At 69.6% G+C, this 16,775-nt stretch carries 14 protein-coding genes; 12 read left to right on the top strand and 2 right to left on the bottom strand.

From position 1 onward, the window contains the following. Nucleotides 1–46: 46 nt before the first annotated feature. The 5 genes from H6X67_RS03125 (at nucleotide 47) to araA (ending at nucleotide 5,961) form a co-directional block, all read left to right on the top strand. A complete protein-coding gene (locus tag H6X67_RS03125) occupies nucleotides 47–1,666 on the top strand; it encodes an extracellular solute-binding protein (RefSeq protein WP_249367451.1) in 1,620 nt (539 codons plus the stop codon). Then, nucleotides 1,666–2,625: an ABC transporter permease gene (locus H6X67_RS03120; protein WP_249367450.1), complete on the top strand. Its 960-nt coding sequence runs from the start codon at nucleotides 1,666–1,668 to the stop codon at nucleotides 2,623–2,625. Before H6X67_RS03125 ends, H6X67_RS03120 begins: the two co-directional genes overlap by 1 nt. A gap of 13 nt (nucleotides 2,626–2,638) precedes the next feature. Continuing rightward, nucleotides 2,639–3,598 (top strand): carbohydrate ABC transporter permease, encoded by a 960-nt coding sequence (locus H6X67_RS03115; protein WP_249367449.1) that lies wholly within the window; start codon nucleotides 2,639–2,641, stop codon nucleotides 3,596–3,598. A gap of 5 nt (nucleotides 3,599–3,603) precedes the next feature. Then, nucleotides 3,604–4,326, top strand: coding sequence for a YesL family protein (locus H6X67_RS03110; protein ID WP_249367448.1), 723 nt, complete (start codon nucleotides 3,604–3,606; stop codon nucleotides 4,324–4,326). A 114-nt stretch (nucleotides 4,327–4,440) separates the two neighbouring features. Then, complete coding sequence (gene araA / locus H6X67_RS03105) at nucleotides 4,441–5,961, top strand: L-arabinose isomerase (protein ID WP_249367447.1); 1,521 nt, start codon at nucleotides 4,441–4,443, stop codon at nucleotides 5,959–5,961. 122 nt (nucleotides 5,962–6,083) lie between these two features. On the opposite strand, the gene H6X67_RS03100 is transcribed toward araA, so the two are convergent. Both H6X67_RS03100 and H6X67_RS03095 read right to left on the bottom strand, forming a co-directional pair. Continuing rightward, nucleotides 6,084–7,130, bottom strand: a complete 1,047-nt coding sequence (locus tag H6X67_RS03100; protein WP_249367446.1) for a LacI family DNA-binding transcriptional regulator — start codon at nucleotides 7,128–7,130, stop codon at nucleotides 6,084–6,086. Then, nucleotides 7,115–8,140, bottom strand: a complete 1,026-nt coding sequence (locus H6X67_RS03095) for a LacI family DNA-binding transcriptional regulator (RefSeq protein WP_249367445.1) — start codon at nucleotides 8,138–8,140, stop codon at nucleotides 7,115–7,117. Before H6X67_RS03095 ends, H6X67_RS03100 begins: the two co-directional genes overlap by 16 nt. 203 nt (nucleotides 8,141–8,343) lie before the next feature. On the opposite strand from H6X67_RS03095, the gene arfA reads away from it, so the two are divergent. From arfA to chvE, 7 genes are all read left to right on the top strand, one after another. Then, the gene (arfA, locus tag H6X67_RS03090) at nucleotides 8,344–9,852 is read left to right on the top strand and encodes an arabinosylfuranosidase ArfA (protein ID WP_249367444.1); all 1,509 of its coding nucleotides are present in this window, start codon (nucleotides 8,344–8,346) and stop codon (nucleotides 9,850–9,852) included. Between the two features lie 159 nt (nucleotides 9,853–10,011). Further along, on the top strand, nucleotides 10,012–11,349 hold the full coding sequence (locus H6X67_RS03085; RefSeq protein ID WP_249375252.1) for an extracellular solute-binding protein: 1,338 nt from the start codon (nucleotides 10,012–10,014) through the stop codon (nucleotides 11,347–11,349). 31 nt (nucleotides 11,350–11,380) lie between these two features. Next, nucleotides 11,381–12,325: a carbohydrate ABC transporter permease gene (locus tag H6X67_RS03080; RefSeq protein ID WP_249367442.1), complete on the top strand. Its 945-nt coding sequence runs from the start codon at nucleotides 11,381–11,383 to the stop codon at nucleotides 12,323–12,325. Continuing rightward, nucleotides 12,315–13,244 carry a carbohydrate ABC transporter permease gene (locus H6X67_RS03075; RefSeq protein WP_249367441.1) on the top strand — a complete coding sequence of 310 codons (930 nt, stop codon included), beginning with the start codon at nucleotides 12,315–12,317 and terminating at the stop codon, nucleotides 13,242–13,244. Before H6X67_RS03080 ends, H6X67_RS03075 begins: the two co-directional genes overlap by 11 nt. A gap of 112 nt (nucleotides 13,245–13,356) precedes the next feature. Further along, nucleotides 13,357–14,310: an aldose epimerase family protein gene (locus H6X67_RS03070; protein WP_249367440.1), complete on the top strand. Its 954-nt coding sequence runs from the start codon at nucleotides 13,357–13,359 to the stop codon at nucleotides 14,308–14,310. Nucleotides 14,311–14,340: 30 nt separating this feature from the next. Beyond that, nucleotides 14,341–15,366 carry a LacI family DNA-binding transcriptional regulator gene (locus H6X67_RS03065; RefSeq protein ID WP_249367439.1) on the top strand — a complete coding sequence of 342 codons (1,026 nt, stop codon included), beginning with the start codon at nucleotides 14,341–14,343 and terminating at the stop codon, nucleotides 15,364–15,366. Nucleotides 15,367–15,604: 238 nt separating this feature from the next. Beyond that, nucleotides 15,605–16,750, top strand: coding sequence for a multiple monosaccharide ABC transporter substrate-binding protein (chvE, locus tag H6X67_RS03060; RefSeq protein ID WP_283251298.1), 1,146 nt, complete (start codon nucleotides 15,605–15,607; stop codon nucleotides 16,748–16,750). The last annotated feature ends 25 nt before the right edge of the window (nucleotides 16,751–16,775 follow it).

The raw sequence follows: 16,775 nt of genomic DNA, 5'->3' as shown, positions 1-16,775 counted from the left end.
CCTCCTACCACCGTCCCCACACACGCGTCACTCAAAGGAGAGAACGATGTCCACCAGCCCCCTCATGCTCAGCCGCCGCACCGTGCTGCGCGGCGTCGCGGCAGCAGCTGCCGCCGCCGCGGCCGGAGGGTCCCTGGCCGCCTGCGGCTCGGGCTCCGGCTCCTCGGACCCCAACGTCCTGCGGGTCCTCGCCCTCAAGCACCCGCTGACCAAGCCCATGGCGGAGATGGCCTGGACCAAGAAGCTCGAGGAGGTCGCCGGGGTCACCATCGAGTGGGAGGAGGTCTCGGCCGACTGGGACCAGAAGAAGTCCACGATGCTCGCCGCCGGCGACGTCCCGGACCTCATCGTCGGCACCAACTCCATCGTCGACACCGACCTGGCCACCTACGGAAGCCTCTTCGAGGACCTGTCCGACGACCTTGACGCCATCCCCAACGTCAAGCAGATGCTCGAGGCCAAGCCCGAGCTCACCGCGCTCGCCACCCAGTCCAACGGCGCCATCTACGCCGTCCCCGGATACAAGCGGTTCTGGCCGCCCACCGTCCAGCACCAGTACATCAACAGGGTCTGGCTCGACGCCCTCGGCCTGGAGATGCCGACCACCTGGGACGAGCTCTACGACGTGCTCGTCGCCTTCAAGGAGGGGGACCCCACCGGGGCCGGGCAGAAGGTCATCCCGATGGACTGGAGCCCGGTCGGCACCGGAGGGTTCGGCTACTTCCAGTGCATCCTCCTGCTGGGCTCCACCGGGCTGCCGCTCGCCTCGGGCGGTGGTCAGGGGTACTTCCTGGAGAACGGCAAGGTCTCCAACTTCCTCATCGACGAGCGCTACCGCGACCTCATGGTCTTCCTGTCCAGGTGCTACGCCGCCGGCCTGGTCAGCGAGGAGGTCCTCACGCAGGACTACTCCGCCTACCAGTCCGTGGCCCGCGGGCCCGGCGACGGCACCGCCACGGTCGGCTTCACCTGGGGGTGGACCCGCTCCGACCGGTTCGGGCCCGAGATCTACGAGCAGTACGAGGCCATGCCCGTGCTCAAGCAGAAGGCCGGCCAGACCAACCGCGTCACCTGGTCCTACGACGGCTTCGGCGAGAACTTCCCGGCCAACCAGGTCCTCGTGTCCGCCACGGCCAGCAACAAGGAGGCGGCCCTGAGGGTCGTCAACCAGTTCTACGACCAGGAGATGAGCCTCGAGGTCCTCTTCGGCGACATCGGCCCCAACATCGAGAAGGTGGACGACTCCACCTACAGGGTCCTGCCCGCTGAGGACGGCACGGACCCGTCGACGTGGAAGTGGACCTCGACCCTGGCCGACAACGGCCCCATGTACATCCGCGACGAGCTCGACGTCGAGCTGCCCACGGACCTGCAGGAGGCCATCGACGAGGCCGTGCCCCTGCAGGAGGCCATCGACTCCATGGACCTGGACAAGGACGTCTACCCGACGCAGTTCATCAAGATGACCGCCGAGGACAACAACGCGATGACGCTGGTGAGCACGACGATGCTCAACACCACGCAGACCCAGTTCGCCGAGTGGCTCGTCCACGGCGGCGTCGAGGAGCAGTGGGAGGACTACACCGCCGCGGTCCTGGCCTCGGGCGTCGAGGACAACATCGCGCGCATGCAGAAGTACTACGACGACTACATGGCCTCGAAGTGATGCCCCTGTCGACAGAGGTGACGCGCACCCGGCCTCCCGCCGCCCCGCGCAGGCGGCGGGGGCTGGCGGACCACGTCAAGCGCTACTGGCAGCTGTGGCTCATGGTGATGCCGGCGCTCGTCTTCGTCGCCGTCTTCTCCTACGTGCCCATGTACGGCATCCAGCTCGCCTTCAAGGAGCTCGACTTCCAGGCGGGGCTCACAGGCGGCGACTTCGTCGGGCTGAGGTACTTCCGGCAGTTCTTCGACTCGCCGATGTTCACCACCCTCATGCGCAACACGGTCCTCATCGCCGTGTCGACGCTCGTGCTCGGTTTCATCGCCCCGATCCTGCTCGCCCTGCTCATCAACCAGGTGATGCGCTCCAGCGTCAAGCGGTGGATCCAGACGATCACCTACTTGCCCCACTTCATCTCGGTGGTCGTCATCGTCGGCATGCTGCAGGTGTTCCTGTCCCCGTCGGACGGGCTGCTCACGCGGCTCCTGGCCGCCCTGGGCGTCACGGGCGTCAACTTCCTCGGCGACACCAGGGCCTTCGTCCCCGTCTACGTCCTGTCCGACGTGTGGCAGCACGTCGGGTGGAACTCGATCATCTACCTCGCCGCCCTGGCGGGGGTCAACACCCAGCTCTATGAGGCGGCCCGCATCGACGGCGCCAACCGCTGGCAGCTCATCAGGCACGTCGACATCCCCGCCCTCGTGCCGACGATGATCATCCTGCTCATCCTCAACATGGGAAACGTGCTCAACACGGGCTTCGAGAAGGTGTTCCTCATGCAGAACACCCTCAACCTGCCGGTCTCGGAGGTCATCTCGACCTACACGTACAAGATCGGCATCCTCTCGAGCCAGTTCAGCTACTCCACCGCCATCGGCCTGTTCAACACGGTCATCAACTTCACCTTCCTCGTGGTCGCCAACCGCATCGCGAAGAAGGTCACCGACACGAGCCTGTTCTGAGAGGAGCGGACCCTTGACCGCAGCGACCAGCACCTCGGGCCGCGCCCGCACGAGCGCGCCCGTCGGCCGTCCCACACACCGGCTCCGGCACCTGGGCCTGGGCGACCGGGCCTTCAACCTCGCCGTCGTGCTCATGTGCGCCCTCGTGGTGTTCGTGACCCTCTACCCGATCTACTTCGTCCTCATCGCCTCGGTCTCGGACACGACCGCGGTGGCCAACGGCCAGGTGGTGCTCTGGCCACGGGGCCTGAGCCTGTTCGGATACGAGCAGATCCTGGGCGACAGCCGGATCTGGACCGGCTACAGGAACACGATCGTCTACACCGTGGTGGGCACCGCCCTCAACCTCGTCGTGACCCTGCCCGCCGCATACGCGCTCTCGCGCAAGGAGTTCCGCCCCCGGCGCGTGCTCATGCTCTTCCTCACCTTCACGATGTTCTTCAACGGCGGGCTCATCCCGACCTACCTGCTGTACAAGGACCTCAACCTCCTGGACAACTGGCTCGTCTTCGTCCTGCCGTCGGCGGTCAACGTCTACAACCTCATCATCGCGAGGTCCTTCTTCGAGAACACCCTTCCGGAGGACCTGCACGAGGCCGCGGTGCTCGACGGCGCCGACGAGCTGCGCTACTTCCTGCAGGTGGCGCTGCCGCTGTCGAAGGCGATCATCTCCGTCATCGGCCTGTACTACCTCGTCCAGCACTGGAACGACTTCTTCACGGGCCTGATCTTCGTGCGCGACTACGACAAGCAGCCGCTGCAGATCGTCCTGCGCGACATCCTGCTGTCCAACCAAGCCTTCTCCGGCGGAGCCGGGGGCGGCGGGGGCTCCGGGGGCGCCTACGCCCAGCGCTATGCCGACCAGATCAAGTACGGCGTCATCGTCGTGTCCACCCTGCCCGTCATCATCGTCTACCCCTTCCTGCAGAAGTACTTCGAGAAGGGCGTCCTCATCGGCGCGGTCAAGGGGTGAGCGGCGTGCCCAGCCGGATCCTGCCGGCCGTGGTCGGATGGCACGTGCGCCTGGGAGAGCTCGCGGGCAGGCTCTTCGTCCTCCACCTCGTCTGGGTCCTCGGTGTGCTCGCCGGGGCGGTGGTGCTCGGGGCCGGGCCGGCGACGCTCGCGATGAGTGCCGTCATCCGGCGCGGGCTCATGAACGACCTGCTGGAGGAGCGCGGGCTGAGGGCGGTCCAGCGGCCCGGGCTCTGGAAGGAGTTCTGGACGGTGTTGCGCCGCGAGTTCTGGCACGCCCAGGCCATCGCGCTCGCGGTCGGCGCGGGCTGGGTCCTGCTGGGGGTGGACCGGGCTCTGCTGATGGCGGGCGTGGGCTCCGCCACGCCCTGGCTGTCCGGCCTCGTCGTGGTGCTCAGCGTCCTGTGGGCGGCGGCGAGCCTCGTCGTCTGGGTGGTGGCTGCGCACTTCGACGAGTCCCTCAGACGTGTGGCCCGGCTCGTCGTCGTCCTGGGGCTGTCGCGCCCGGTGAGCTCCGGCGGGGCGCTGCTCGTGGCGGCCGCCTGGCTGTGGCTGTGGACCGCCTACCCGGGGCTCGTCCCCGTCTTCGGTCTCGCGCTGCCCGCCAGGTGCGTGTCCTGGATCTACTGGCGCTCCGGCGTGCTCCCCCTGCCGGAGGAGGCCGTGCCCTACGAGGAGGACCGGGGCCCGTGGCCGGTGGGCGCAGGCGGCTTGACTCCCGTCATGTGAACGTTCACTATTGGTGTGCACGGACACACTGGAGTGCTCCCGGACCCGCCGCCCCGACGCCCACGGTCCCCGCACCGCCCCGGCCCTCACCCACGACCAAGGAGTGACCCTGTCATGACCACTGCTCTGCCCAACCCCTTCGACGGCAAGGAGATCTGGTTCCTCACCGGGTCCCAGGACCTCTACGGCGAGGAGACCCTCGCCCAGGTCGCCGAGCAGTCCCAGCAGGTCGCCTCCTGGCTGGACGAGGCTGCGTCCGTCCCCGTGAGGATCGTGTGGAAGCCCGTGCTCAAGGAGCGCGACTCCATCCGCGCCGCCATGCTCGAGGCCAACGCCGACCCCTCCTGCATCGGCGTCATCGCCTGGATGCACACCTTCTCCCCGGCGAAGATGTGGATCCTGGGCATCGACGCGCTGCGCAAGCCCCTGCTCCAGCTGCACACCCAGTTCTCCGCCGAGCTGCCCTGGGCCACGCTCGACATGGACTACATGAACCTCAACCAGGCGGCCCACGGCGACCGCGAGTTCGGCTACATCCTCAGCCGCCTGGGCCAGCCCCGCAAGATCGTCGTCGGGCACGCCACGCAGGCCGCCACCCAGGCCAAGGTCGCCACCTGGGCCCGCGCCGCCGCGGGCTGGGACGCCCTGCACCACACGCGCCTGGTCCGCTTCGGCGACAACATGCGCAACGTCGCCGTCACCGAGGGCGACAAGACCGAGGCCGAGCTCAGGCTCGGCGTCTCGGTCAACACCTGGGGCGTCAACGACCTCGTCGCCGTCGTCGACGCCGTCGGCGAGGAGGAGGTCGACGCCCTCATCGAGGAGTACCTCGACCTCTACGACGTCGTGCCCGAGCTGAGGCCCGGCGGTGAGCGCCACGGCTCCCTGCGCTACGGAGCCCGTCTCGAGGCCGGCATGCGCCGCTTCCTCGAGGAGCACGACGCCACCGCCTTCACCACCAACTTCGAGGACCTCGGCGGGCTGCGCCAGCTGCCCGGCCTCGCCGTCCAGCGCCTCATGGCCGCCGGCTACGGCTTCGGCGCCGAGGGCGACTGGAAGACCGCCATCCTCGTGCGCGCCGCCAAGGTCATGGGCCACGGCCTGCCCGGCGGCGCCTCGCTCATGGAGGACTACTGCTACGAGATGACCGAGGGCAAGGAGAAGATCCTCGGCGCCCACATGCTCGAGGTCTGCCCCTCCCTCACCGAGGACAGGGCGCGCCTGGAGATCCACCCGCTGGGCATCGGCGACCGCGAGGACCCGGTCCGTCTTGTCTTCGACGCCGACAAGGGGCCCGGCATCGTCGTCGCCATGTCCGACATGCGCGAGCGCTTCCGCCTGACCGCCAACGTCGTCGAGGTCGTCGGTCCCGACGCGCCGCTGCCCGCCCTGCCCGTGGCCCGCGCCGTGTGGGAGCCCGCCCCCGACTTCCACACCTCCACCGAGTGCTGGATGCTCTCGGGCGCCGCCCACCACACGGTGATGTCGACGGCGACGACGCTGGAGACCTGGCAGGACCTGGCCGAGATGGCCCAGATGGAGCTCGCCGTCATCGACGAGGGCACGACGACGCGCGGGTTCGCCCAGGAGCGGCGCCTGAACCAGGCGTGCTACCGCCTCGCGCAGGGCGCCTGAGACCCAGCGCGGACGCGCTGAGAAGCCGCCGCGGGGCCCCGGTCGAGGCTGACACGACCGGGGCCCTGCGGTGTGGGGCCGTGCCCGAGGGGCTGGCGCCCGGGCGCCGTCGCCGCGGGGGCTCAGGACGTGACCGGCCCGGAGGAGGCGCGGACGGTCAGGACGGGGGAGACCTCGACCAGCGGGGCGGCCTCCTCCTCCGGGGCGCCGGACCGCGCCGCCGGGTCCAGCACGGGCGCCAGCAGGTCCATGACGGCCGCCGCCGTCGCCTCCGCCGCCACGGACACACTGGTGAGGGCCGGCGAGGCGTAGCGGGCCGCCTCGGTGTCGCCGCGGCCGATGACGGCCACGTCCTGGGGCACGCGCGCCCCCCGGCGCAGCAGGGTCGCGGCCGCGCCGGAGGCCAGCGCGTCGTTGTGGCAGACGACGGCGTCCACCCGGGCACCCCGGTAGAGCAGACGGCTGACCGCCTCCACCCCGCCGCGCAGCCCGTCGACGTCGCCCACGCGCACCAGGGCCTCCTCGGGTACCTCGAGCCCGGCCTGGCGCAGGGCCTGCACGCAGGCACCGGTCCAGCGGTCGGCCCGGTCCTGCGCCCCGACGACGGCGACGCGGCGCCTGCCGGTCTCGCGCAGGTGCGCGGCCACGAGCAGGCACTGGGCCGTGGGCGAGCACACGACGCGGGGCACGTCGGCGGGGCCGGCGTCACTGAGCAGCACGACGGCGGGGGCGCGGCCGCCGTCGTCGGCGCCGGCCGGCGGGCGCGCACCGGTCTCGGAGGCGGGGTCGATGCCGCGCGGGGCCAGCACGAGGGCGTCGCACCGGCTGCGCCACGAGCCGGCCAGCAGGGCGCGCTCTGCCTCGGCCTCGCCCCGGGTGAGCTCCAGGACCACCTGGACGTCCCCCGCGGCGCGCATGAGGGCCTCGGCGAGGTGCGCGTGGATGGGCTGCTGGAGGGTCGGCACCGCCAGCGCGATGGCGCCGTGGCGCCCCGAGCGCAGGGCGGCGGCCCCGGCGTTGAGCCGGTACCCGCTGGCGCGCACCGCGGCCAGGACCTTCTCGCGCGTGGTCTGGGAGGCGCCCCCGGTGCCGCGCAGCACGTTGGAGACGGTCTTGGCGGACACGCCGGCGATCTCGGCGACGTCCTGCATGGTCACCTGCTGAGCCACAGGGCGCCACCTCCGATGGTCGAGTCGCGCGGCATGAGGGTGACCCCGGCGACCTCGGTGCGCGGGGCGCGGGAGGGGTCCTCGATGCGGGCGACGAGCAGGTCCACCGCGTGGACGGCGTAGGAGGCCAGCCGGGGTGAGACCGTGGTGAGGGAGGGGAAGGAGTAGCGCGAGGCGTCAAGGTTGTCGAAGCCAGTGACGGCGACGTCGTCGGGCACCCGCACCCCGGCGGCGCGCAGCTCGGCGAGCGCGCCCAGCGCGAGACCGTCGTTGAAGGCGAGGACCGCGTCGAAGGGCACCTCCTGGTCCAGCAGGCGCCGCGCGCAGCGGGCGCCGTCGGGGCGGCGCCACTCGGCGGAGGGCACGAGCAGGCGCTCGTCGAGGGTGAGGCCGTGGGCGGCGAGCGCGTCGCGCAGCGCGGCCGTGCGCCGTCGGGCGGCGGCGTGGGCGCGCACGCCGGGCTCCGGCGGGCCGATGACGGCCAGGCGCTCGCGGCCCAGGGCGAGCAGGTGCTCCAGGGCGAGGGTGATGCCGCGCGCGTTGTCCATCGTCACCCGGTCGACGGCGTGGTGGTCGTACTCGCCGATGACGACGAGGGGACGGCGGGCGGCCTCGGCGCTCAGGCGTGCGGCGCTGAGCCCCTGCCAGTACAGGATGGTGCCGTCGAGGCCGGGGTTGCGCTCGAGGAAGGCGGCCTCGCCCTCGCCCTGCTCGCCGGTGACGCCGAGCACGAGGCCGAGGCCGCGGCTGCGGGCGGCCTGGGCGATGCGGTCCGCGATCTCGGCGAAGAAGGGCTGGCCGAGCTCGGGGACGGCCAGGCCGATGGAGTGCGAGCGGCCGGTGCGCAGGGAGCGGGCGGCGGGGTCGGGGGCGTAGCCGGTCGCACGGACCGCCGCGAGGACGCGCTCGCGCGTGGCGGGGGAGACCCCAGATTCATCGTTGACCACCCGGGAGACAGTCTTCGTCGACACTCCTGCGAGCGTGGCGACGTCGATGATCGTGGCGGGCATGGCGGCAGTCTAGGCGCAAGGCCGCTCATGTGTCTCCCGACATGTTCAACGAAGACATATGTTGGTGCTGGTGAATTTCGACTGATATAGCGGCGAAATAAGGACTTTCGTCATTCTTGTGGCGCCAACAGGGTTGACAACGATGAACTACTAGGGCGAGGATGAGTCGCCCGCACTCGTGGAGACCCCAAGGAGCGTCACCCATGTCCCACGCACGCATCAGCGTCGATGCCGACCGGCCCATCGGCAGCATCGACCGGCGCATGTACGGTGTGCTCGTCGAGCACCTCGGCCGCTGCGTCTACACCGGCATCTTCGAGCCCGACCACCCCACCGCCGACGCCGACGGCTTCCGCCAGGACGTCATGGACCTCGTCAAGGAGCTCGGGGTCACCATCGCCCGCTACCCCGGGGGCAACTTCGTCTCCAACTACCGCTGGGAGGACGGCATCGGCCCCGTCGCCGAGCGCCCCAGCCGCCTCGAGCTCGCCTGGCACTCCACCGAGACCAATGCCTTCGGCCTCGACGAGTTCATGGCCTGGTGCTCCAAGGCCGGTGTCGAGCCCATGATGGCCATCAACCTCGGCACCCGCGGTGAGGAGGACGCCATCAACATCCTCGACTACACCAACGGCGTCTGCGCCACCGAGTACGCGGACAAGCGCCGCGCCAACGGCCACGAGGACGCCTACAACGTGCGCATGTGGTGCCTGGGCAACGAGATGGACGGCCCCTGGCAGGTCGGCCACAAGAACGCCGAGGACTACGCCTACCTCGCCGGCTCCACCGCCCGCGCCATGAAGATGGTCGACCAGGACCTCGAGCTCGTCGCCTGCGGCTCCGCCGCCTGGGAGATGCCCACCTTCGGCGACTGGGAGCGCACCATCCTCGAGCTCAACTACGACGAGGTCGACTTCATCTCCATGCACCGCTACGTCGACCCCGACGTCCAGGACCGCGCCAGCTTCCTCGCCGCCGGCTACGACATGGACCGCTTCATCGACGGCGTCATCGCCACCGCCGACGCCGTCGGCGCCAAGAAGCGCTCGACGAAGAAGATCCAGATCAGCGTCGACGAGTGGAACGTGTGGCGCCTGTCCGAGTGGAACTCCATCGAGCACGGCTTCGACCCCGCCGACTGGCCCGTCGCCCCCAAGCGCATCGAGGACGTCTACACCGCCGCCGACGCCCTCGCCCTGGGCGGCATGCTCATCTCCCTGCTGCGCCACGCCGACCGCGTCAAGACCGCCTGCATCGCCCAGCTCGTCAACGTCATCGCCCCGATCATGACCGAGAAGGGCGGCCGCGCCTGGCGCCAGGCCACCTTCCACCCCTTCGCCATCGGCTCGCGCATCGCCCGCGGCACCGCCTACGACGCCGTCGTCGAGACCGCCTCCACCGCCACCGAGCGCTACGGTGACGTCGACCAGGTCGACGCCGTCGTCACCTGGGACGAGGAGACCGGCAAGGGCTCGCTCCTGGCCCTCAACCGCTCCCTCACCGAGAGCGCGGACCTGAGCGCCGCCCTCGCCTCGCTGGGCGTGAGCAGGGTCGTCGAGGCGCAGATCCTCGCCCCCGAGGACCTCGACGCCGTCAACACCGCCGACGAGCCCGACGCCGTCGCCCCCGTGGCGCACGAGGTCACCCTCAGCGACGGCGTGCTCACCACCACCCTGCCGCCCGCCTCCTGGCTGGCCGTCGAGCTCGGCTGACGGGCCTGTGCCTGCGCGCTGCACGAGGCGGTGCGCAGGCACAGGGCCGTCGTCGGACGATCCGGCCAGGCGGGCACCTTGGCCCGTTCCCGGTCGGCGTCAGCCGCGAGTACGCGGCTCACTATCTGAATCCGTTCCTCATTGACAAGGAGGTCAATGATGAGTCAGCTTTGGGTCCCCGGACGGGGCGTGCCCAGCCGACGCAGCTTCCTGTCCGCCGCGATGCTCTCAGGAGCCTCGCTCGCCGGAGCGAGCCTGCTTGGCGGCTGCTCACGGGCGTCGACGTCTGACCCCACGCCCGTCCAGCTGTGGCACCTGTTCACCGGCGGCGACGGCGGCGTCTTCCAGGCCATGATGGACGCCGTCGACAGACAGAACCCCGGCCTCGAGATCAACCCCGTCGTCCTGACGTGGGGAGGCCCCTACTACACAAAGCTCGCCATGTCCTCAGTGGGCGGGCGCTCTCCCGACCTCGCCGTCATGCACGCCACGCGCGTGGTCGGATACGCCCCCGGAGGTCTGCTCGACACCTGGGACATGGACCGTCTGGCCGAGCACGGCGTCACCCGGGACATGTTCCCCGACGCCCTGTGGGACAAGTGCTTCGTCAACGGCCAGCACTTCGCCGTGCCGCTCGACTTCCACGCCTTCCTCATGTTCTACAACACGGACCTGTGCGGCGAGGCCGGCCTGCTCGACTCCGAGGGCCGCCTCAGCGGGCTCGACTCGCCCGAGGCCCTCCTCGACGCGGGCCGTGCCCTCGCCGCGGTCACCGGGGACAAGGGCATCTCCTACGGTTACACGGGCGACGGTGCCCAGGTGTGCCGCATGTGGTGGGGCCTGTACTACCAGACCGGTGCCACCGCCGAGCTCGTGCCCGGACGGCAGGCCGTCATCGACCGTGACAAGGCCGTCCAGGTCACCCAGTTCGTCGCCGACATGCTCGACGGACAGGTGGCGGACCCGGACATGGACTACGGCGGCGCCATCGCCTCCTTCTCCACCGCGCGCACCGGTATCACCTTCATGGGCAACTGGGAGCTGCCGTCCTTCCTCAACGCCGACATCAGCTTCGACGCCATGACGATGCCCACCATCTTCGGCACGCCCGCGACCTTCGGTGACTGCCACGTCTTCGTCCTGCCGCACCAGGACCACGTCGACGAGACCAAGCGCGACGCCGCCTACGAGGTCGTCGCCGGGATGCTGAGGAGCTCCCTGGACTGGGCGGCCGGCGGCCACACACCCGCCAACCTCGAGGTCACCGAGTCCCCCGCCTACGCCGAGCTCGTCCCCCAGGCCCACTACGCCAACGCCATGGACGAGGCGGTCTTCGAGCCCTCGAGCTGGTTCACCGGCTCCGGCTCCGACTTCCAGGCGCGCGTCGCCGAGGTCATGCAGTCCTGCTGGCTGTCGCGGTCCGTGGACGCCGAGGGGGCCGTCGACGGCCTCATCGAGCGCCTCAACACGATGCTGGCCCAGAACCCGCCCGCCTGAGCCGGCCTGAGCAGAAAGGAACACCCACATCATGTCCTCCCACGCGGCTGCTCAGCGCCGGGGCGCCACCGCACGCGACGCTGCCACCGGACAGAGCGTCAAGCGGCTCGGCTCCGGGCTGCCCTTCCTCATCCCCTTCATCGTCGTTGCCGTCCTGTTCCTCGTCATCCCAGTGCTGTACGGCTTCTGGCTGTCCTTCACCGAGCAGTCCCTCATGGGCAACGGCGGGTTCGTCGGGCTCGGCAACTACGTGGAGGCCTTCGGCGACCCCACCATGTGGAGCACGCTCGGTCACACCATCATGTTCACGGTCATGAGCACCATCCCGCTCGTGCTCATCGCGCTGGTCATGGCCCTGCTCGTCTACATCGGCATCCCGGGGCAGTGGCTGTGGCGCCTGGCCTTCTTCGCCCCCTACCTGCTGCCCGTGGCCGTTGTCGTGCAGGTGTGGACCTGGCTGTTCAACTCCGATGTCGGCTTCATCAACTACTGGATCCAGCAGATCGGCCTGGACAAGGTCGGCTGGCTCACGGACGTCGACGTCGCCATGTGGTCCATGGTCATCCTCACCGTCTGGTGGACGGTCGGCTTCAACTTCCTGCTGTACCTGTCCAGCCTCCAGGCCATCCCAGACCTGCTCTACGAGGCCGCCGAGGTGGATGGCGCTGGCTTCTGGCGCAAGATCTGGTCCGTCACCCTCCCGCAGCTGCGCGGAACGACCGTCCTCGTCGCCACGCTCCAGGTCATCGCCTCGCTCAAGATCTTCGACCAGATGTTCATCGCCTTCAACGGAGGCTCCGGGCCGGAGGGCTCAACGCGACCGATCCTCCAGTACATCTACGACACCGGCTTCACGAACTACCGCATGGGCTACGCCTCAGCCATGTCCTACATCTTCTTCGCGGTCATCATCGTCATCACGGTCGCCTTCCAGCTCCTCACCCGCCCCCGGAAGGACAAGAACAATGAGCGCTGAGGTCCTCAACCAGCCCGCATTCCTCCAGGCGCGCTCGCGGGCACGCGCCGAGCGCCGTGCGGAGGTCAGGAGCACACGGGGCCTGCTCATGGGCCGGTCCAAGGTCGGCCGCGTCGTCGCCTTCCTCATTCTCGCCCTCGTCGCCCTGGGCTGGCTCCTACCCCTGGCCTGGGCCGTGGACACCTCCCTCAAGACGGAGACCCAGGCCCAGTCGCTGCCGCTGCGCTGGTTCCCCGAGGGCGGCTTCACCCTGGAGAACTACCGCACGGTCTTCGAACGCGGCGAGGTCTTCACCTGGATGTGGAACACCCTGCTCGTCGCCACGGCCGTCACCGTCCTGACCGTGATCATCTGCGCCCTGGCCGGTTACGCCTTCTCGCGCACTGTCTTCCGGGGTCGCCGGGCGCTGTTCACCCTGACCATCGCCCTCATCATGGTGCCGGGCCAGATCCTCATCGTCCCCCTGTTCAAGGAGATGGACGCCCTCAACCTCATCGACACGTTCTGGGGCGTCATTCTGCCGCAGACGATCGCACCGATGATGGTGTACATCTTCAAGCAGTACTTCGACCAGGTCCCCCAGGAGATCGAGGACGCCGCCCGCGTCGACGGCGCCGGCAACTGGCGCCTGTTCTGGAACGTCGTCCTGCCGGTGTCCAGGCCCATCGTCACCGCCGTCGCGATCTTCGTGTTCATCAGTGCCTGGAACAACTTCATGTGGCCTTTCATCGTGACGAACAACCCCGACCTCATGACCCTGCCGGTTGGGCTGTCCACCGTGAAGAACGCCTACGGCATCATCTACGCCCAGACCATGGCCTCCGCCATGATCGCGGCCCTGCCCCTGACGATCCTGTTCATGCTCTTCCAGCGGCAGATCGTCAAGGCCGTGGCCACCACGGGTCTGGGCGGCCAGTGAGCTGCCGCTGACACGCCTCGTGCCGGGGTGGGAGCCTTCCCGGGCGGCCGCCCCGGCACAGCGCGTGTACCTTGTGCCACACACCCCGCCCCACACGTCCGAGAGGCCGATCATGATCAACGGAGAGCTCGTCGACCTGCGAGCCGGAGCCTACGAGGCCCGGGTCGCCACCCAGGGCGCCACCCTCGTCCACCTGCGCCACGAGGGGCGCGACGTCGTCGTCCCCTTCGACGCCGCCTCCGCCATGCCAGAGGGCTGGCAGGGACGCACCCTCGTGCCCTGGCCCAACCGCATCAAGGGCTCCGTCTACACCTACTGCGGCCAGGCCTACCCGGTGCCCTGCAACGAGCCGGAGACCGGCTCCGCCCTGCACGGCCTGGTCGGCTGGTCGGACTTCGCCGTCGCCTCCGACACCCCGGAGGAGGGGGATCTCAGCGAGGTGGTGCTCGAGCTGGCCCTGCCCGCCTCCTACGCCTACCCGTGGGCCCTGGAGGTCTCGGTGCGCTTCCACCTCGACGCCGCCAGCGGCCTGACGGTGACGACGACGACGACCAACGTGGGCGCCGCCGTCTCCACCCGCGCCACCACCGGCGCGCCGGTGCTCGACGGCGTCAGTGCCCCGGCCCCTTACGGCGTGTCCTGCCACCCCTACCTCACCCGCTCCGTCCCCCTGGACGAGTGCGTGCTCGAGGTGCCCGCCGCCCTCGTGCTCGACGTCGATCCGGACACGATGGCACCCGCCGGCACCCGTGAGGTCGCGGGCACGGACTGGGACTGGCGCGACGGCCGCCTCGTGGGCGCGACGCAGACCGACAACGCCTACACCGGCCTGCCCGAGGGACAGTGGTCGGTGCGCCTGACCGGCGGCGAGGCCGGACGCAGCGCCGTCATCACCTCCGACGTGCCGTGGTGCCAGCTCTACTCCGCCGACAAGCTGGGACGCACGGGCGTCGCCGTCGAGCCCATGACCTGCCCGCCCAACGCCTTCAACACGGGCGAGGACCTGCTCACCCTCGCCGTCGGCGAGTCCCACGAGTTCGTCTACCGCCTGTCCGAGGAGGCCTGACGCCTGCCGGGCGCCGGGAGGTCGGCCGCGATGAGTGAGGACAGGGGGCGCAGGCCCGGCATGGTGGACGTCGCCCGCCTGGCGGGCGTGTCCCACCAGACGGTCTCGCGCGTCCTCAACTCCCCTGAGGGGGTGCGTCCGGCGACGCGCGACAAGGTCCTCAGGGCCATCGAGGAGCTGGGCTACCGCCGCAACATGGCGGCCCGGGCGCTGGTGACCTCCTCCTCGCGCCTCATCGGCGTGGTGACGGCCTCCTCGGAGTTCTTCGGGCCGGCCTCGACGGCGAGCGCCATCGAGGTTGCGGCCCGGGGCGTGGGCTACGGGACCCTGGTGACGTCCCTGCGCACGAGTGACGAGGGGGAGATCGCGGAGGCCTTCGGCTTCCTCGTCAACCGGGGGGTGGACGGCATCATCTCGGTGGCCCCGAGGACCGGGATCGCGACCTCGGCGACGCTGGCGGCGCAGAGCGTGCCGATGGTGGTCGTGGCGGACGGTTTCGAGCCGCAGGGGCGCATCCACGTCGTCTCTGTGGACCAGGAGCTCGGCGCCCGGATGGTCGTGCGCCACCTCATCGGTGCCGGGCGCCGTCGGATCGCCTACGTGGCGGGTCCGGACGACTGGTTCGACGCCCAGGCGCGTGAGCGGGGCTGGCGCAGCGCCCTGGAGGACTCGGGGCTGTGCCCGGCAGGCCGCCTGTCGGGGGACTGGACCGCCGAGTCGGGCTACGAGGCGGGCACGGCCCTGTGCCTGCAGATAGCGTCGGCGGGGCCGCAGGAGGCCCCGGACGCCGTGTTCTGCTCGAACGACCTCATGGCACTGGGGCTGCTGGCGGCGGCCCGCGACCAGGGGGTGCGCGTGCCGCAGGACCTGGCCGTCGTCGGCTATGACGACACGGCGGGCTCGGAGTTCTTCGCCCCGGCGCTGACGACGGTGAGCCAGCCCTTCGAGGAGCTGGGGCGCCTGTGCATGGAGGTGCTGCTGAGCGCCTTCGAGGGCGAGCCGGGGACGCGGCACTCGGTCTCGCCGACGCTCAAGGTGCGGCGCTCCTCCGTGTGAGGCACGGGACCTGGTGGGGGAGTCTCCCGCGTCCATGATGTGAACGATCACATTCCGGGCGTCCTAAAATATCTAGACCAGTGAATATACCATTCGATTAAATGGCGGTATGTTGCGGGAAAAGTCAATCCAGATGATTTGACAGCCTGTCTGTGAACGTTAAGACTGCACCTGTTCAGGAGCACGAGCGCGCAGGTGCGCACGCGGCTCCACCCCATCTCAAGGAGGAGATCCCCTCATGTCCCGCATGCTCACCCGCCGCTCCGTCCTCGCGGGCTCCCTCGCCCTCGCAGGCGCCGCCACCCTCGCCGCCTGCGGCGGCTCCGGTGCCGGTGGCGGCGCCTCCAACGACACCTCCAACCTCGAGGCCTCCGAGATCAAGATCGGTGTCGCCATGCCGACCAAGTCCTCCGAGCGCTGGATCAAGGACGGCGAGAACGTCAAGAAGCAGCTCGAGGGGCTCGGCTACCAGGTGGACCTCCAGTTCGCCGAGGACGACATCCCCACCCAGACCAACCAGATCGACAACATGATCACGCAGGGCGTCAACCTGCTCATCATCGCCCCGATCGATGGCACCGCCCTGTCCAACCAGCTCGACGCCGCCGGCGAGGCCGGCATCCCGGTCATCTCCTACGACCGCCTCATCCGCGACAACGAGAACGTCTCCTACTACACCTCCTTCGACAACTTCGTCGTCGGCGGCCAGATGGGCACCTCGCTGCTCACCGGCATGGGCATCATCGACAAGGACGGCAAGGACACCGGCGTCACCGGCCCCTTCAACATCGAGCTCTTCGGCGGCTCCCCGGACGACAACAACGCCCCCTTCTTCTTCAACGGCGCCATGGAGAAGCTCCAGCCCTACATCGACAAGGGCGTCCTCAACGTCAAGTCCGGCCAGACCGACTTCGACACCGTCGCCATCCTGCGCTGGGACGGCGCCACCGCCCAGACCCGCATGGACAACCTCATCACCTCCACCTACACCGACGGCTCGCGTGTCGACGGCGTCCTGAGCCCCTACGACGGCATCTCCATCGGCATCCTCGGCGCCCTCAAGGGCGCCGGCTACGGCACGGGCTCCCTGCCCTACCCGGTCGTCACCGGCCAGGACGCCGAGAAGCCCTCGATCATCTCCATCCTCCACGACGAGCAGTACTCCACGATCTTCAAGGACACCCGCAAGCTCGCGGACGCCGCCGTCCAGATGGCCGTGGCGGTCCTCAAGGGCGAGGAGCCCGAGGTCAACGACACCGAGACCTACGACAACGGCGTCAAGGTCGTCCCGTCGTACCTGCTCTCGGCTGAGATCGTCACCAAGGACGACGTCGACTCCGTCCTCGTCGTCTCCGGCTACTACACCGCCGACGAGCTCAAGTGAGCAGTGGACGGGCTGGCTCCGGCAG

The sequence above is a fragment of the Actinomyces sp. AC-20-1 genome, assembly GCF_023369555.1.
Lineage (GTDB): Bacteria > Actinomycetota > Actinomycetes > Actinomycetales > Actinomycetaceae > Actinomyces.
The sequence above is the reverse complement of the archived record's forward strand: the minus strand, read 5'-3'. Positions and strand labels throughout refer to the sequence as shown.